The organism is Blautia sp. DFI.6.71 (genome assembly GCF_020593585.1).
GTDB lineage: Bacteria > Bacillota > Clostridia > Lachnospirales > Lachnospiraceae > Blautia_A > Blautia_A wexlerae.
Genome location: NZ_JAJDMJ010000016.1, coordinates 26461 through 43926, shown reverse-complemented (window position 1 = coordinate 43926; position 17466 = coordinate 26461). Strand labels below are relative to the sequence as shown.

Genomic DNA, 17466 nt, shown 5'->3' with positions numbered 1-17466 from the left:
GAGATTTCGGTCAAATTTTAAAAATTACTTTCTTTTCTGTTTGTCTGCTCTCTGCAGGCGTTTCCTATATTGGTCAGGCAGAGCACTGTGGTGATCAGGAAAAGTCCGGGGATCAGAATGATCCACCAGGAACCTGTCATTAATGCCTTATCTGACAGAGACAGCATACTTCCCCATGTGATAACCTCTATCGGAAGTCCAATGCCCATAAAGCTTAAAGTAGCTTCAGAGATCATTGCAGTTCTTACATTCATGACTACCATAAACATAATGGACGAGAAAAAGTTCGGCACCAGATGCTTCCATAAAACACGGAAGAATCCGGCTCCCATACATCTTGCTGCGATGATATACTCACTGTTTCGTATCTGTCTTACCTCTGTACGTACCACTTTCGCAATACTGGTCCAGCTGGTCACACCGATCACAAAGGACAGACTCAGGATATTGGCATTTCCCATAATAGCCTGCAGCAAAATGATCAGGAGCAGAGTTGGTATACTTAAGAATATTTCTGTAAATCTCATGATCAGTTCATCAAGCCAGGCAGGTGCCACTCCACTGAAGGCACCGACTACCACTGCAATAAAAGTAGAAATAACTGTGGCTAATCCACCGATCAAGATCGAGATTCTTCCTCCATACCAGATCATGGAAAAAATATCCCTTCCCATAGTATCTGTTCCAAAAAGGAACTCCCTGTCAGGAGCTTTATTATAGTTTAACAGATCCATATAAGTAGGATCCTTTGTCATGATCAGTTCCGCACACAGACAGCCCAGTACGATAAGAATCAGGATTACTGCTGAAACAACGGGTTTTCCCTGATACCACTTTTTCTTTGATTTGGGAATTACGGTTTCTGTCTTTCTGTTTCCTGCCAGTTCAAATAAATGATTGGTCATCCTTCTACTACCTCCGATTTCTCGGTTATTACTTCATCCTTCATGCGGGGATCTATCTGTTCATTGATCGTCTGACTGACAATATTACAGAAAATAACCAGGATTCCTGACATCATGCAAAGTAGCATCAGCAGATTATAATCATGGTATCTGGCACTCTCATAGGACAGAGCTCCGATTCCGGGATAAGAAAATACACTTTCTACCACATAGGTTCCTCCAAGTACATGGGGGACTGCAATGGCCATAATACTTAAATAAGCAGGCATTACATTTCGGACACAATGTCTGAACATAAGCTTTTTCTTATCCAGGCCTTTTGCCTTTGCCAAAAGTACATAATCTGCGCGAACCTCTTCCAGGATTTTATTTCGGATCATGTAAGCGTAATACCATAAATGCTCCATGACCACGATGGTCAGCGGCATGATCAGATGCAGCACTCTGTCACCGATATCTCCTGCATTTCCTGTACTGTAAGCTCCACTGCTTGGCAGGATCTTAAGATTTACGGAAAAAACAAGGATCAGGACCAGAGCCATCCAGAACTCAGGAATACAACTGGATATGGTTCCCAGCTTACACAGGATCCGGTCTGCCAGCCGGTTTTCGTACCAGGCACACAGGATTCCCAGGAGCAAGGCTCCGGCAAACATAATGATAAATCCGATTCCTCCAAGCACAAGTGTATTGCCAATACGTCCGCCGATCACTTCTACTACATCCTGTTTATATTTAAATGAAATTCCAAATTCTCCATGAAAGGCATTTTTTACCCACTTCACATACTGCACAGAAATTGGTTCGTTCAGTCCCAGTTTCTCCATAGCCCATTCACGTTCTTTTGGACTCATCTTCTCTGTACGGTCACCATAATAGGAGATCAGAGGATCTCCCGGTGCAAGACGGGCTACATAAAATACAGCTACAGACAATATAAATACTGAGATCAGGAATATCAGGCATTTTTTACCATAGTAGACTAACTTTTTTTGTCTCATTATATACTGCACCCCTTTCCTTCAGCCGGAAGCATTGCAAAATGTCCGGGTGACACTTCTGTCCACACGCTGTTTTCCATTCCTTCGCCATCATAGTACTGCAGAACTCTTTTTCTCTCCCTGATCGGGTCAGGAACAGGAATTGCAGACAGCAATGTTTTTGTATAAGGATGCACCGGATTGGAATACAATTCTTCTGATGGCGCCAGTTCTACCAGTTTTCCATGATACATAACTCCCACACGGTCACAGAGATACTCAACCATAGCCAGGTCATGAGCTATAAACAGAAATGTAAATCCATGCTCCTCCTGCAGATGACGGAACAGATTAACAATCTGTGCCTGTATGGACACATCCAGGGAAGCTATCGGTTCATCAGCCACCAGAAATTCCGGTTCCATACACAGAGATCTGGCTATGGCCACTCGCTGCCTCTGTCCCCCTGATAATTCAGATGGATAACGATCCAGGAAACTGTTCTCAAGTCCTACATATTCCATCTGAAAAGCAGCTTCCTTCACAAAGCTTCCTCTCGGAGGTGTGATATGCTGGATTCTCATTGGTTCCGTAATAATATCTGACACCTTCATTTTCTGGTTCAGACTGGATGCGGAATCCTGAAATATCATCTGGCGGCGGGTCTGCAGCATTTTTTTATGCTTTTTGAATTCCTTTTTGTCGCAGATATTTACATCTTTATACCAGATTTCTCCCTGAGCCGGCTGATATATATTCATCAGACATCTGGCAACTGTGGACTTTCCTGAACCGGATTCCCCTACCAGACCAAAGATCTCACCTTTATGGATCCGAAATGAGACATCATCTACAGCCTTTACCTTGATCTTTTTTGTCAGATGAAACTGCTGAGTCAGATGCCTGACATCCAATAAAACTTCTTTACTCATGCGCTGTTCCTCCCACAGGTGATTTGATCTGCGGTGCTCTTGGATCCAGCAGCCAGGTTGCCGCATAATGAGTATTTGTTATCTTAAACATAGGCGGCATTTCTTCATAATCAATATTCAGGGCATATTCGTTTCTACATGCAAAAGCATCACCTTTCGGCGGATCTATCAAAGTAGGAGGCATGCCGGGAATGGTGTACAGGCTTTCTTTTCCATTTGCAAATGCAGGCAGTGATCTCATCAGCCCCCATGTGTATGGATGTCTGGGATCATAATAAACTTCCTCTGCTGTACCGATCTCTACGATCTTGCCTGCATACATGACTGCTACTCTGTCTGCCACACGTGCAACAACTCCCAGATCATGGGATACCAGTATGGTAGCTGTTCCAAGCTTCATCTGTATTTCCCGCAGAAGATCCAGAATCTGTGCCTGTATGGTCACATCCAGTGCAGTAGTTGGTTCATCTGCAAATAAAATATCCGGATCTGCTGCCAGAGCGATGGCCATGACACATCTCTGACGCATTCCCCCGGAGAACTGCCAGGGATACTGATGATATCGTTCCTTTGGATGGGAGATACCTACCAGTTCCATAAGCTCCAGAACCTTCTTATTTACCTGTTCCTTCGTGTAGTTCTTATTGTGGATCACCACTGCTTCCCCAATCTGTTTTCCAATTTTAATAGTTGGATTCAGGGATGTCATAGGATCCTGAAAGATCATAGAAAAAACTCTTCCACGCAGTTTCTGCATCTCCTTTTCCCTGTAACAGGTGATATCCTGTCCGTTCACACAGATGCTTCCCTCTTTTATTTTTGCGCTTGGTGGCAAAATCTTCATGATACTTTTGCAAAGCACACTCTTCCCGCATCCGGATTCTCCAACTATGGCCAGCACCTCTCCCTTTTTTAATGAAAAAGACACATCTCTTACTGCCTGGACTTCTCCGGCAGGACCGTCAATGCTGACTGAAAGATTTTTAACCTCTAATAAATGTTCCATTTTTAATCCTTTTTCCGCTCGTGTAAAAAGGGGGGCACCTTTAGTGCCCCCGTCACAACCTTTATCTTTTTATTCAATAGTCCAGTCTGCTACATTCCAGAAGATTCCAACTCCATGATGTCCCATAATTGTATCAGGATCAATTCCTTTAATATTGCTGTCAGCAACATAGTTGGCATCAATATAGCAGATCATTGCATAAGCCGGATCCTCTGCCAGAGCTTTCTGGAAATTAGCATAGGCTTCTGCACGAACTTCCGGATCAGCTGACTGTCTTGCTTCTGTCAGATACTTGTCAACGTCTGCATTAGAATAGCCGGAGTAGTTTGCTCCCTTATTTGTTCCGAATACTTTGTATGTATGGTCGTCAGCGTCAAATGGGCTTCCCCATCCGATCAGGAATGCCATCTGTCCTGCCCAGTCTGTCTGTGCAGGGATCTCTACTGATACATCCATGCCGATTTCTTTCAGTTCCTGTGCTGCGATCTGAGCCATATCAATACGTACCTGATCTCCTGCACTTACGCTGATCACAAATCCCACTTTTTCACCGTCACGATAATAGAATCCGTCATCACCCATCTCGCATCCTGCAGCTTCCAGAATTTCTTTTGCTTTTTCAGGATTGTAATCATAATGCTCTACATCTTCATAATTGTAGATATTTCTCTGAAGAGGTCCATAAGCCGGCATTCCCTGTCCAAGGATAACTGCGTCGATGATCGCCTGACGGTCAAGCCCATAGCATACTGCCGGGATCAGATCACGGTTTTTCTGCCAGTATTCATTTCCAAAGTTGAACATGATTCCACGATAGTCAGAAGTCTTCATATCGTAGCATGTATATGCCTCATCATCAGCAAAAGCAGCTGCATCCTTTGGTGTTAATAATGCCAGATCAAGTTCTCCGGATTTTAACTGAAGTGCTTTCGCATTGTCATCCGGTACGATCTTGAATACAATTTTATCGATGGAAGGCTCACCCTTGAAATAATCTTCATTCTTAACCAGTGTAATCGCCTGTCCCTCATCCCAGGATTCAATCTTGTATGGACCTGTTCCTACCGGATTACGGAAGAAATCTGAAGTCTGCATATCTTCTCCCTCAAGCAGATGCTTAGGAAGAACCGCCATTGTCATATAGTCAAGGAATGCAACGTTTTTGTCCTCAAGCTTGAACGCAACCGTATGATCATCAATAACATTGATCTCTTCTACGTCCTCGTAGTTGGGTGCATTCTCAGAACCGTTTTCCGGATCCATGATCGCTTCAATAGTAAATTTAACATCCTCTGCTGTCACAGGTTCACCGTCCTGCCACTTGGCATCTTCTGCCATATGGAATGTATAAGTATTGGTTTCATCATCAAAATCCCAGCTCTCTGCCAGTCCCGGAACTACCTGATTATCTCCGTCATGTGCAGTTAAACCGTTGAAGATCAGAATATTGATCTCTCCATGTTCATCCATAGCAGGATTGATCCTGGTATAATCTCCGCTTCCGTATACCAGTGTTGTTTCTTCCTCTGCCAGTACAGGCACTGTTGTTCCGGCACTGACCAGTGATACAGTCAGAAGCACTCCGGCCATTGTCAATAAACCCTTTTTCATTTCATGTTCCCTCGCTTTTTCTTTATTGGTAACTGACTTTTATGATATCAGACAATTCTGACATCAGTAAGCCCTGCGGGGGGATATTGACATATTCCTTTTTGTGCCTTATATATGCCATATATGGCATACCTGCAACAGTATCATTACTCTCCATCGCAGTGCGATCCTGCCCGGAGTGTTATTTATGTTATAGGAACATTACAGAGTAATTTCCTATAACATAAATAACACTCCGCCTTTAGTATTTCACTAAAAGCGAAGTGTCCTGATATTAATATAATTTTGCACCAGCCGGAATATGGTCATCTACCATCAGAAGATGAAGTTTTTCTTCGCCCTCTTCTTCATGGATTGCACTAAGTAACATTCCACAAGATTCAATTCCCATCATTGCTCTAGGTGGCAGATTTGTGATAGCTATAAGTGTCTTACCTACCAGTTCTTCTGGTTCGTAGAATGCGTGAATACCGCTTAAAATGGTACGTTCTACGCCTGTTCCATCATCCAGAGTAAACTGTAAAAGTTTCTTTGACTTCGGCACTGCGACACACTCTTTTACCTTTACTGCACGGAAATCGGACTTGCTGAAAGTCTCAAAATCTACCTCATCTTTGAACAATGGTTCGATTTCTACCTTTGAAAAATCAATCTTCTCAACTGGCTTTTCTGAAACCGTTTTAGCCTGCGCAACGTTGTTTGCTTCGTTCTTAGCAGCTCCCTGTGACTTCATTGTCGGGAACAGCAGTACGTCACGGATTGCCTGGCTGTCTGTAAGCAGCATAACCAGACGATCAATTCCGTATCCGATACCACCTGTAGGCGGCATACCGATCTCCAGTGCATTCAGGAAGTCTTCATCTGTGTGGTTTGCTTCCTCATCTCCTGCGTCAGCAAGAGCATCCTGTGCTTTGAAACGCTCTCTCTGGTCAATCGGGTCATTGAGCTCGGAATATGCGTTACACATTTCCCATGTATTAATGAACAGCTCGAAACGCTCTACCTTATTCGGATCAGAAGGTTTCTTCTTTGTCAGCGGAGAAATCTCAATCGGATGATCCATGATAAATGTTGGCTGGATCAGTTCTTTTTCACAGTATTCCTCGAAGAACAGGTTGATGATATCACCCTTCTTATGACGTTCTTCATATTCAATATGATGCTCATCTGCAAGCTTCTTAGCTGCTTCATCATCTGCAACTTCATCAAAGTCAATTCCTGCATATTTCTTGATCGCATCATTCATGGTCAGACGTTCAAAAGGTTTGCTGAGGTCGATCTCGATACCATTGTAGGAAATCTTCGCAGAACCACAAACCTTCTCTGCCAGATAACGGAACATAGACTCAGTCAGTTCCATCATGCCTTCATAATCTGTATATGCCTGATAAAGCTCCATCAGAGTAAACTCCGGATTATGACGGGTATCTACACCTTCATTACGGAATACACGTCCGATCTCATAAACTCTCTCAAGACCACCAACAATCAGTCTCTTCAGATAAAGCTCAAGAGAAATACGAAGCTTAACATCTTCGTTCAGTGCATTATAATGAGTTTCAAACGGTCTTGCTGCAGCACCGCCTGCATTTGCAACCAGCATCGGAGTTTCCACTTCCATGAAGTCACGGTCTGCAAGGAAGTTACGGATTTCTTTCAGAATCTGGGAACGTTTGATAAATACGTTCTTGCTGTCCTGATTCATGATAAGGTCTACATATCTCTGACGATAACGCATATCTGTATCTGTCAGTCCATGGAATTTCTCAGGAAGAATCTGTAAGCTCTTGGAAAGAAGAGTCATGCTTTCTGCATGGATAGAAATCTCACCTGTTCTTGTTCTGAATGCAAAACCTTCCAGTCCGAAGATATCACCGATATCGGATTTCTTAAAATCTGCATAAGAATCTGCTCCGATCGCATCTCTTGCTACATATACCTGAATATTTCCCTGTAAATCCTGGATATTGCAGAAAGAAGCCTTACCCATAACTCTCTTGAACATCATACGGCCTGCGATCGCTACGTGGATCGGGCTTGCGTCCATGATTTCTCTTCTCTCTTCATAATCTTTCTTAACAGCTTCCTTTGCCTGTTCTTCATCAAGACCTGTTACATCTACTTCTGCACGATCTTTGAGAAGTTCTGCCTCATGTGCTTCATAAAGACTCTTCACTTCCATTGAGTGATGAGTCTGGTTAAACTTTGTGATCTGAAATGGGTCTTTTCCATTAGCCTGAAGATCTGCCAGTTTATCGCGACGTACCTTCAGTAACTGGTTTAAATCCTGTTCCTGCTTCTGCTGTGCCACCTTGGTTCCTCCTTATATACTTGTATAATTATTATTTGTTCGTAACTGTTCAGTACCTTCACAGTTACGAGCCAAAATGCATTAAAAATCACCTGCGGTGATGGCATTTTGGCTTGTATGTCTCGGGATTTTGGTACTTACGTGCCAAAACACCTCGCGGGATAGTAGACTACTGAATAGTTACATTTATTCTACATTTCCATGTGATATCAGATGTAACAGAAGATTCCATTCAACAGAATCCTGTATTTTCAAATATCAATTTATCAGATATACAGACAAAAATAAGAAATAACAAACTTCTTATTGTCTTCTTATTATCTGCTTATATAGTCAGAGAAAGGTGCGCGTTATGCCTTTGCATGATAAATCTCTACGCGCACCTCAGTCATCTGTCTCTTATACGTTTCTCTGGATCTCCAGAACTTTGTATTTCATGATTCCTGCCGGCATCTCTACTTCTACTACATCGCCTGTATGCGCACCGATAAGTGCTTTTCCTACGGGAGATTCGTTGGAGATTTTGCCTTCAAGGCTGTTAGCCTCTGTGGAACCTACGATCTTCAGCTCGATGTCTTCTTCGAATTCAAAATCGTGTACTTTAACCTTACATCCAACGCTGATCTTGTCCAGATCTACTTCGTCCTCTACAACAACTTCAGCATTCTTTAAGATCTTCTCGATTTCTTCGATACGTGCTTCAATGTCTCTCTGTTCGTCTTTCGCTGCATCGTATTCCGCATTCTCAGATAAGTCGCCCTGTTCTCTGGCTTCCTTAATTTTCTCTGCTACTTCTTTTCTCTTTACTACCTTTAAATCATGCAGCTCTTCTTCTAATTTTTTAAGTCCTGCATAAGTTAGTAAGTTTTTCTTTTCTTCCATAATAACCTTACTCCCTTTCAACATCCGGTATAGTCTTCTGCGTTTCTTTTCGCCCCGGATCACTACATGGATTTATGTGCTTCCTGATACATCATACCTGAAAAAGGGCAGACTTATTCTAGGATATTCACAATTTCTGTATTATACAAAAAAGCACCCGGATTGTCAAGCATTCCGAGCGCCTTTGCTATTGTTTATATTTCTCATTTCACATGGTTTTAACTTTTATGCTAATCTTGATAAAAGCGCCTCCAGCGCTTCATAACTTTCTATGGTGTTTGACTCTCTTCTGAGCCCTGCGCTGTGACGCATGCCTGCAGTATACCAGGCAACGTGTTTACGCATCTCACGTATTCCTACGAATTCCCCTTTTAATTCAATCTGTTTTCTGGCATGACGCAGGATCATTTCACGTATTTCCTCTACAGACGGACGTTCCAACAGTTCTCCTGTCCGGAAATAATGATTCAGTTCGCGGAACAACCAGGGATTTCCCCTTACTGCACGTCCCACCATAACAGCATCACATCCGGTCTGTTTTACCAGTGCTTCTGCTTTCAGCGGAGAATCTACATCTCCGTTTCCAATTACAGGAATGGTAATCGCTTCTTTTACCCTGCGGATCGTATCCCAGTCTGCAGTGCCGGAATAGTACTGCTGTCTGGTGCGCCCATGCACTGCAAGTGCTGCTGCTCCCGCATCCTCAATACGTTTCGCGATTTCAACAATATCTACCGGTTCATTCTCAAATCCGATTCGCACCTTGACAGTCAACGGTTTACTGATTGCAGATGATACTTTTCGAACGATCTCTTCAATCAGATTCGGGTTCTTCAACAATGCAGATCCCTCACCGTTATTGACAACCTTCGGCACAGGGCATCCCATATTGATGTCCAGGATATCGAAATCTCTGTCCTCAATGGATTTCGCAACCTCTGCCATAAGATCCGGTTCACTGCCAAAAAGCTGCATGGAAACCGGGTGCTCACATGGATCAATCTCCATCAGGGCAATGGTGTTCTTATTGTGAAAAGAAATCGCTTTTGCACTGATCATTTCCATACAGATCAGTCCGGCCCCCTGCTCTTTACAGAGCGTTCGAAATGGCAGGTCTGTGACACCTGCCATTGGTGCAAGAACAAACGGATTATCAATCTGTACGTTTCCTATTTTCCACTGCATCTCCATGAATGGTTCTCTTGCCCGTACCGGCTCATTCCTTGTCTGCATGGATTCAGTCCTCACTGCCCGATGTTTTCTTCAGTTCTTCTTCCGGGATGTCTCCGAGAAAGAATACTTTATAATACATTTCCAGAGATTCCAGAAGTTCTTTCTTGTCCTGCTGAAGCTGTTTGATCTTCAGTCCGCTTCCGATCTCATCGTAGCGGGCATCTGCTTCCAGAGCTTCTGTTTTAAACTGAAGTCTGCCGTTTTCGTCAAATTCCAGAGTCAGGATTCCTCCTACATCCTCTGTGTAAAGAACACACATGATCTGAAGTTCTTTCTTCACATGATCCGGAAGTGCATTGAAATCCTGATTAAAATAAAATTTCTTCTCATAGGCACTTGCGCCGCAGAGAGTAATGTTGTCCTGATACATAAATTACTGTTTCCCTCTTTCGAAATTATTCAGAATCTTTATACATAGCTGTAAAGCCCACGCACTGAAACCTCTCCTGCGCTGACTTTCACAACTTCTTTATTCTGCCTTTCCACAAGCAGTTCACCTTTTTCATCAATCCCCCTGCAGATTCCTTCGAAACTTCTGTCACCATCGATCACTCTGACCGGCTGGTTCAGATTTGCAAGGATTCTGTGGTAATCATCCAGCAGATGAGTAAAATCACAGGTCTGGATAAATTTCTCATAGTTGATCTCGAAATATTTCATCACCTGTGCAATCACCTGATTTCTGTCATATTCATGACCGCCCTCCAGAATCAGTGAAGTCGCTTTGTCCTGCATTTCTTCCGGAAATTCTTTCAGGTTTACATTGATTCCTACTCCGATGAGAACATAATTGATCTTCACACCATTTGTTCCCATCTCGGTCAGGATACCACAGATTTTCTTCTTAGAGATCACAATATCATTGGGCCATTTAATACTTACGTTAAACCCCAGTTCCTCTGCTGCCTGTGCCACTGCCATTCCCATAACCAGTGTCAGCATAGACGCATACTGCGGTGAAAATTCCGGACGTAAGAGCAGTGTCATCATAATAGAGCTGCCCTCCGGCGCTTCCCATCTTCTGTCAAAACGCCCTCTTCCCGCAGACTGAAATTCCGCAACTGCCAGAGTTCCATGCTCTGCACCATCTTTTGCCAGACGCTTGATCCATGAATTGGTAGAATCTGTTTCTTTTGCAAAATGGACGGTTTTGCCCGCCCATTTTGTGTCTATCGCCTGTGAAATTGTTTCTTCATTATACAGATGTGCCATTATTTGTTCTCCGGCTCTCCTAATGTTGCTACCATAACAGCTTTGATGGTATGCATACGGTTCTCTGCCTCATCAAATACTTTGGACTGCTCAGATTCAAATACTTCGTCTGTTACTTCCATGTCTGTCAGATTGAATCTCTCGCCCATTTCCTTGCCGATCTTTGTCTTAAGGTCATGGAATGCAGGCAGACAGTGAAGGAAGATTGCTTTCTCTCCTGCGTTCTTCATAACATCCTTTGTTACTTTATAAGGTGTCAGATCATGGATTCTCTCTGTCCATACCTCATCCGGCTCACCCATAGATACCCATACGTCTGTATAGATAACGTCTGCATCCTTTGTTCCTTCCTGAACATCCTCTGTCAGAGTGATGCTTCCGCCGGATGCTTTTGCATATTCCTCGCACTGAGCAACTAACTCTGCATTCGGGAAATATTTCTTAGTTGTGCAGGCTACGAAATGCATGCCAAGTTTTGTGCAGGCAATCATCAGGGAATTACCCATATTGTAACGGGCATCACCCATGTATACAAGCTTACGTCCTTTTAAATCTCCGAAATGCTCACGGATTGTCAGCATATCAGCGATCATCTGTGTCGGATGATATTCGTTCGTAAGGCCATTCCATACCGGAACACCTGCATGTTTTGCAAGCTCTTCTACGACTTCCTGACCAAATCCACGATATTCGATACCATCATACATTCTTCCCAGAACTCTTGCTGTATCTGCAATGCTTTCTTTCTTACCGATCTGAGAACCTGTCGGATCCAGGTATGTGCTTCCCATTCCAAGATCATGGGCAGCTACCTCAAAAGAGCAGCGGGTTCTTGTACTTGTTTTTTCAAAAATAAGTGCAATATTTTTGCCTCTGTAATATTCGTGAAGCTCGCCGGCTTTCTTCTTTGCTTTAAGTTCTGCGGATAAATCAATAAGATATGTGATCTCCTCCGGTGTAAAGTCTTTCAGTGTCAGAAAGTTTCTTCCTTTTAAGTTCATAATAATTCTCTCCCCGATGTCATTTATTCTCTTTTGTTATTTATCTGTCTCCGCTTTTGGATCAGTGACGATCTCTTTCAGAGAACTTGCCAGACCTGCGATTCCCTGAATATCCGACGGAATAATGATCTTGGTTGCCTTACCGTCTGCTGCCCTGGCAAATGCTTCCAGACTCTTCAGTGTCAGAACTGCCTCATCTGCTCCTGCCTCTCTGATCATGCGGATACCCTCTGCATTGGCATTCTGAACTTTCAGAACTGCCTCAGCCTGTCCTTCTGCCTCCTTGATCATACGCTCTTTCTGAGCCTCTGCGCGGAGGATTGCTGCCTGTTTCTCAGCTTCTGCATCCAGAATTGCAGACTGTTTCTTACCTTCTGCAACAAGGATCGTAGATTTCTTCTGACCTTCTGCGATCAGGATTGCTTCACGACGTTCACGCTCAGCTTTCATCTGTTTCTCCATTGCATCCTGAATAGCTGCCGGAGGAATAATGTTCTTCAGTTCCACACGATTGACCTTGATTCCCCATGGATCAGTAGCTTCATCAAGAGAAGCTCTCATCTTGGTATTGATTGTCTCACGTGATGTAAGTGTCTCATCCAGTTCCATGTCACCGATAATATTTCTTAAGGTTGTTGCGGACAGATTCTCGATTGCCATGATCGGATTCTCCACACCGTAAGTATAAAGCTTCGGATCTGTGATCTGAAAGAATACGACAGTATCGATCTGCATGGTTACGTTATCCTTTGTGATAACCGGCTGCGGTGGAAAATCCACTACCTGTTCCTTCAGATTTACCTTTCTGGCTACTCGTTCAATAAACGGAACCTTGAAGTGAATTCCTGTACTCCAGGTCGCCTGATAAGCTCCCAGACGCTCCAGGATTACTGCATATGCCTGTGGTACAATGCGGACGCAGGATGCAAGAACCCATACCGCAATAACGATAATAACTATCAGAAAAACCACGCCCATAACTAATCCTCCTTATTCTGTTTTACGATAAGTTTCACACCTCGGATCTCTTCGATCGTTACAACGGTGCCTTCGCCGATTTTTTCGTCATCAGCAGAACGTGCAGTCCATTCAATGTCATTGATACGAACCTGGCCTGTCTGCGCCAGATTGTCAATCTCCTGAATCACAACTGCTTTCTTTCCAATCAGACTGTTTGCATTGGTCTGTATGGTTTCTTTGTTGAAGTACTTCATTGCCAGTGGTCTGGTAAAGATGAGAAGTACCAATGAAACACACAGAAACAGCAATATCTGTACAGTGAGGTTCGCTCCTGCATAACATGCAATAGCAGCGGCCAGTGCGCCGCCGGCAAACCAGATGGTGGTCAGTCCTGCCGTAATTGCCTCTACAACAAGCAATAACGCAAGAATCCCAAGCCAGATCAAAGGCTGCATGAAACTCCTCCTTTCGTCTGCTATCGTCTCTGACGAGCAGCTTCATACATGAGAATTCCGGATGCCATGGCAGCATTCAGAGATTCTACTTTTCCACACATAGGAATCCGTATCAGACAATCAGCACTGTCTGCCGCTTCATCTGTCAGTCCTTTTCCCTCATTGCCGATCAGGAAAGCAGTTCCTCCTGTGTAGGATTCCTGATCATAAGAGTTCTTACCATGCAGATGCGCCGCAAATGTGCGGATATTTCTGTCTTTCAGTTCCTGTGCTAATGATACCACACTTTCCACATATAGGAAAGGCATTCTGTAGACAGAACCCATGGTTGATCGTATAACCTTCGGGTTTGTGATATCCACGCAGGTCTTTGTCAGAAGAACTCCGCTTACTCCGGCACCCTCTCCTGTACGGAGAATAGTTCCCGCATTTCCCGGATCCTGCAGATCTTCCAGAATCATAACCAGCGGATTTTTCCCGCCGAGAATATCTTCCATTATATAGGAAGGTTTCTTAAGCACTGTCATAATTCCCTGCGGCGTCTGCGTATCGCTCATCTGTCGAAAAACAGAATCTGTTACTATTTCATATGGAAGTTTCTCCACCTGAGCCATCAGTTCTGCATCACCGCTGAGAGCTTCTGATACATACACCTTCGAAATCCAATCCCTAGGTGCTTCGCCGAACATTTTTCTTCCTTCTGCAACAAAAAGCCCTTGTTCTCTGCGGGCTTTTGTTTTCTGGTTCAGCTGTATGATATTTTTTACCTGTCCGTTATTTACACTGGTGATCATATCTTATCCTCAATTTTCCGAAACCTTATTCAGGTCACTGTTTGCTCCTGCTGCAACAACTGTGCAGTCTGCCGGAAACACTTCATCCGGCGCCACATTCATATTCATCTTATCGCCATGCTTCAGACCGATCAGATTGATGTTATACTTTTCCCTGACCTTCAGCTCCCGAAGTGTTTTTCCTATCCATTCCCGCGGGATCTTAAATTCTGCCATACTGAAATCAGAAGAAAGCTCAAACATATCGACAAATCCACTGGAGAGAAGATTTCTTGCAACTCTGATACCCATGGAATGTTCAGGATAAATCACCTTATCTGCCCCTATTTTCTCCAGTATCCTGCCATGAAGAGAATTCATTGCCTTCGCCATGACAAAAGGAACTCCAAGTTCTTTCACCTGCATCGTTGCTGTAATACTGGCCTCCATATTCTCGGCTACTGCGATGACCGCAACATCTACGTTCTGAACTCCAAGCGATTCCAGAATTCCCGGATCACGCACATCTGCCTTGACAGCATAGGAAACTTTCTCTGCGATATCCTGCACATTATCATCTTTATCGTCAATGGCAAGTACATCGCAGTTCGCCTCTGCCAGAGTAAGGGCTACCGTCATCCCGAACTGCCCAAGACCGATCACTGCATAAGATTTGTTCTTCATTTTCTTCCTCATTTCTCTTTCTGAACATGTATTCGTTATCCTCTGCGAATATCCGCCTGACTGCCGAACCGTTACTATCCGATCATAATATCTTCTTCTGCCAGATGTGAATCTGCCGGCATTTTCTGTGCATGTACAGTCACTGCAGTTCCCAGAGTCAGCGGACCGATTCTTCCCAGATACATAGTCAGGATCACGATCCATTTGCCTGCTGTATTCAGGCAGGGTGTCAGCCCTCTGCTAAGTCCTACCGTTGCAACCGCAGATGTAATTTCATAAACAACATCTTCTATAGGTGCTTCCGGCATGGCTGCACACAACAGCATACTCATGAGAATAAGTACTGTAAGTACCATACCTGTCACTACGATGGCAGAACGGATATAGCTGTCTCTGATTCTCCTGTGGTGTACTTCCACATCCCGTTTTCCCTGAAGGTTGGATTTCAGACTCAGCAGAAGGACCGCAACTGTTGTTGTCTTAATTCCACCTGCTGTTCCCATAGGGGAACCGCCGATCAACATCAATATCAGGCACAGCATATAAGTTGCATTGGAAAATCTCTCCTGGCTTACAGTGAAAAATCCGGCTGTTCTTGTGGTAACTGACTGGAACAAAGATGCCATCCACTTCGTTCCCGGCGAATATGTCCCAATACTTTCCGGATTTCCATGATCAAACAGAAAGATCAGTACTGTACCGCCCACAACAAGTATCAGCGTCATCATCAACACGATCTTACTGTGAAGACGGAGATTTTTAAACACACGTCCCACAGGAAGTTTCCCTCTGATGACTCGTTTGATCTTATCCCAGATATCCCACCAGACCACAAATCCAAGTCCTGACATAATGATCAGTCCTACACTTGTAAAGTTTACGATCGGATCAGCAACATACTGAGCCAGGCTGTCCTCTCCCAACAGATCAATACCAGCATTACAGAATGCAGATACTGCCGTAAAAACAGAGTATCCCAGACCTTTTGCCAGACCGAACTGCGGAATAAATCGAACTGCATAACACACTGCACCGATTCCTTCTGCTCCAAACACACAGATCAGAACTTTCTTCACCAGCCTGACCATCCCACCCATTCTGTCCATATTATAGGACTCCTGGATAACACGTCGGTTCCTCAGCGATATTTTCTTTCTCAGACTTATAAAAATAATACTGCCCAGGGAAATCAGTCCCACACCTCCGATCTGGATCAGGACAAGAATAATAATCTTGCCTGCCAGAGTCCAGTGAGTTGCCGTAACAACTGTCACAAGCCCTGTTACACATATACTTGTGGTTGCGGTAAACATGGCATCTGTAAAAGATGTGTGGTATCCGGGTGCCGTACAAAACGGCAGCCACAGAAGTAATCCCCCTAAGATAATCACCCCCGCAAAACCGAGGGTAATTATCTGAGCAGTATTTAATTTATGCAGTCTGTTATATAACTGCATCTTTTTATTCATTTGTTATTTGTTGTTTTTATCATAGTTATGAGAAAGTGACTGGCATACTTCCCACTGATAGTCAGAGATACCTTTCTGCATAGCAAGTGCTTCATTGATATCGAAGTCTACGAATTCACCGTGACGATATCCGACAACGCGGCATGTCTTGCCTGCAATAAGAAGGTCTACAGCCAGAGCACCCATCATAGATGCATATACACGGTCTTTACATGTCGGGCTTCCACCACGCTGCATGTGTCCAAGGATTGTAGCACGTGTTTCGATACCTGTGGCAGCTTCGATACGTTTTGCCATTGCTTCAGAATGACCGATACCTTCTGCATTGATGATGATGTGATGCTTTTTGCCTTTCTTACGACTCTCGATAATGTTATTGATCAGCTTCTGCTCATCATAGTCATATTTCTCAGGAACCAGAACGTCCTCAGCACCGTTGGCAATACCGCACCACAGAGCAATATATCCTGCACCACGTCCCATAACCTCGATGATACTGCATCTCTCATGAGAAGTGGAAGTATCACGTACTTTATCAATTGCTTCCATTGCTGTGTTTACAGCTGTATCAAATCCGATGGTATATTCTGTACATGCAATGTCAAGGTCGATTGTTCCGGGAAGACCGATTGTATTGATTCCGAGATTCGCAAGCTTCTGAGCACCTGCGAAAGATCCGTCACCACCGATGACAACAAGTCCGTCAATTCCATGTTTTCTGCAGATCTCTGCTCCACGTTTCTGGCCTTCTTCTGTACGGAATTCTGCACAACGTGCTGTATAAAGGATTGTACCTCCACGCTCGATTGTATCAGATACATCTTTTGCGCTCATGTCAATAATCTCTTCGTTTAACAGACCATTGTATCCTTTCAGAATACCTTTTACATTTAATCCATTGCTTAAACCTCTTCTGACAACTGCACGAATTGCAGCATTCATTCCAGGTGCGTCACCACCGCTGGTAAGGACACCAATGGTTTTTATCTTGTTTTCTGCCATCTTTTCTTCCTCCATCTTCTGAATCTATCTCATTTTTACTATACACATAT

Annotated in this window: 17 protein-coding genes; all 17 read right to left on the bottom strand. The window is 43.8% G+C overall.

Going from position 1 to position 17466, the window contains the following annotated elements; all coding sequences use genetic code 11:
* Positions 1 to 17: 17 nt before the first annotated feature.
* A complete protein-coding gene (locus tag LJE12_RS08890; protein ID WP_227226873.1) occupies positions 18 to 905 on the bottom strand; it encodes an ABC transporter permease in 888 nt (295 codons plus the stop codon).
* Positions 902 to 1906: an ABC transporter permease gene (locus tag LJE12_RS08885; RefSeq protein ID WP_173697018.1), complete on the bottom strand. Its 1005-nt coding sequence runs from the start codon at positions 1904 to 1906 to the stop codon at positions 902 to 904. The genes LJE12_RS08890 and LJE12_RS08885 overlap by 4 nt, the downstream gene beginning before the upstream one ends.
* The gene (locus LJE12_RS08880; protein ID WP_227226872.1) at positions 1906 to 2817 is read right to left on the bottom strand and encodes an ATP-binding cassette domain-containing protein; all 912 of its coding nucleotides are present in this window, start codon (positions 2815 to 2817) and stop codon (positions 1906 to 1908) included. The genes LJE12_RS08885 and LJE12_RS08880 overlap by 1 nt, the downstream gene beginning before the upstream one ends.
* Positions 2810 to 3823 (bottom strand): ABC transporter ATP-binding protein, encoded by a 1014-nt coding sequence (locus tag LJE12_RS08875; protein WP_227226871.1) that lies wholly within the window; start codon positions 3821 to 3823, stop codon positions 2810 to 2812. Before LJE12_RS08875 ends, LJE12_RS08880 begins: the two co-directional genes overlap by 8 nt.
* Before the next feature lie 69 nt (positions 3824 to 3892).
* Positions 3893 to 5434 (bottom strand): ABC transporter substrate-binding protein, encoded by a 1542-nt coding sequence (locus LJE12_RS08870; RefSeq protein ID WP_025579900.1) that lies wholly within the window; start codon positions 5432 to 5434, stop codon positions 3893 to 3895.
* 274 nt (positions 5435 to 5708) lie between these two features.
* The gene (gene lysS, locus LJE12_RS08865) at positions 5709 to 7745 is read right to left on the bottom strand and encodes a lysine--tRNA ligase (protein WP_008707788.1); all 2037 of its coding nucleotides are present in this window, start codon (positions 7743 to 7745) and stop codon (positions 5709 to 5711) included.
* A gap of 399 nt (positions 7746 to 8144) precedes the next feature.
* Positions 8145 to 8627 (bottom strand): transcription elongation factor GreA, encoded by a 483-nt coding sequence (gene greA / locus LJE12_RS08860; RefSeq protein ID WP_008707789.1) that lies wholly within the window; start codon positions 8625 to 8627, stop codon positions 8145 to 8147.
* A 225-nt stretch (positions 8628 to 8852) separates the two neighbouring features.
* Positions 8853 to 9812, bottom strand: coding sequence for a tRNA dihydrouridine synthase DusB (gene dusB, locus LJE12_RS08855; protein ID WP_044951790.1), 960 nt, complete (start codon positions 9810 to 9812; stop codon positions 8853 to 8855).
* A gap of 52 nt (positions 9813 to 9864) precedes the next feature.
* Entirely contained in the window at positions 9865 to 10230 is a 366-nt protein-coding gene (locus LJE12_RS08850) for a DUF6145 family protein (protein ID WP_008707791.1), read from the bottom strand.
* Between the two features lie 38 nt (positions 10231 to 10268).
* On the bottom strand, positions 10269 to 11072 hold the full coding sequence (locus LJE12_RS08845) for a biotin--[acetyl-CoA-carboxylase] ligase (RefSeq protein ID WP_022380136.1): 804 nt from the start codon (positions 11070 to 11072) through the stop codon (positions 10269 to 10271).
* Positions 11072 to 12073, bottom strand: a complete 1002-nt coding sequence (argF, locus tag LJE12_RS08840; RefSeq protein ID WP_008707793.1) for an ornithine carbamoyltransferase — start codon at positions 12071 to 12073, stop codon at positions 11072 to 11074. The genes LJE12_RS08845 and argF overlap by 1 nt, the downstream gene beginning before the upstream one ends.
* 36 nt (positions 12074 to 12109) lie before the next feature.
* Positions 12110 to 13051 carry an SPFH domain-containing protein gene (locus tag LJE12_RS08835; RefSeq protein WP_008707794.1) on the bottom strand — a complete coding sequence of 314 codons (942 nt, stop codon included), beginning with the start codon at positions 13049 to 13051 and terminating at the stop codon, positions 12110 to 12112.
* Between the two features lie 2 nt (positions 13052 to 13053).
* Positions 13054 to 13488 (bottom strand): NfeD family protein, encoded by a 435-nt coding sequence (locus LJE12_RS08830; RefSeq protein ID WP_173701783.1) that lies wholly within the window; start codon positions 13486 to 13488, stop codon positions 13054 to 13056.
* A gap of 20 nt (positions 13489 to 13508) precedes the next feature.
* On the bottom strand, positions 13509 to 14282 hold the full coding sequence (locus LJE12_RS08825) for a TrmH family RNA methyltransferase (RefSeq protein ID WP_025579019.1): 774 nt from the start codon (positions 14280 to 14282) through the stop codon (positions 13509 to 13511).
* Positions 14283 to 14291: 9 nt separating this feature from the next.
* The gene (locus LJE12_RS08820) at positions 14292 to 14945 is read right to left on the bottom strand and encodes a potassium channel family protein (RefSeq protein ID WP_022380134.1); all 654 of its coding nucleotides are present in this window, start codon (positions 14943 to 14945) and stop codon (positions 14292 to 14294) included.
* Between the two features lie 74 nt (positions 14946 to 15019).
* On the bottom strand, positions 15020 to 16414 hold the full coding sequence (locus LJE12_RS08815; protein ID WP_227226870.1) for a TrkH family potassium uptake protein: 1395 nt from the start codon (positions 16412 to 16414) through the stop codon (positions 15020 to 15022).
* A gap of 3 nt (positions 16415 to 16417) precedes the next feature.
* The gene (gene pfkA / locus LJE12_RS08810; protein WP_020993323.1) at positions 16418 to 17416 is read right to left on the bottom strand and encodes a 6-phosphofructokinase; all 999 of its coding nucleotides are present in this window, start codon (positions 17414 to 17416) and stop codon (positions 16418 to 16420) included.
* Positions 17417 to 17466 lie beyond the last annotated feature (50 nt).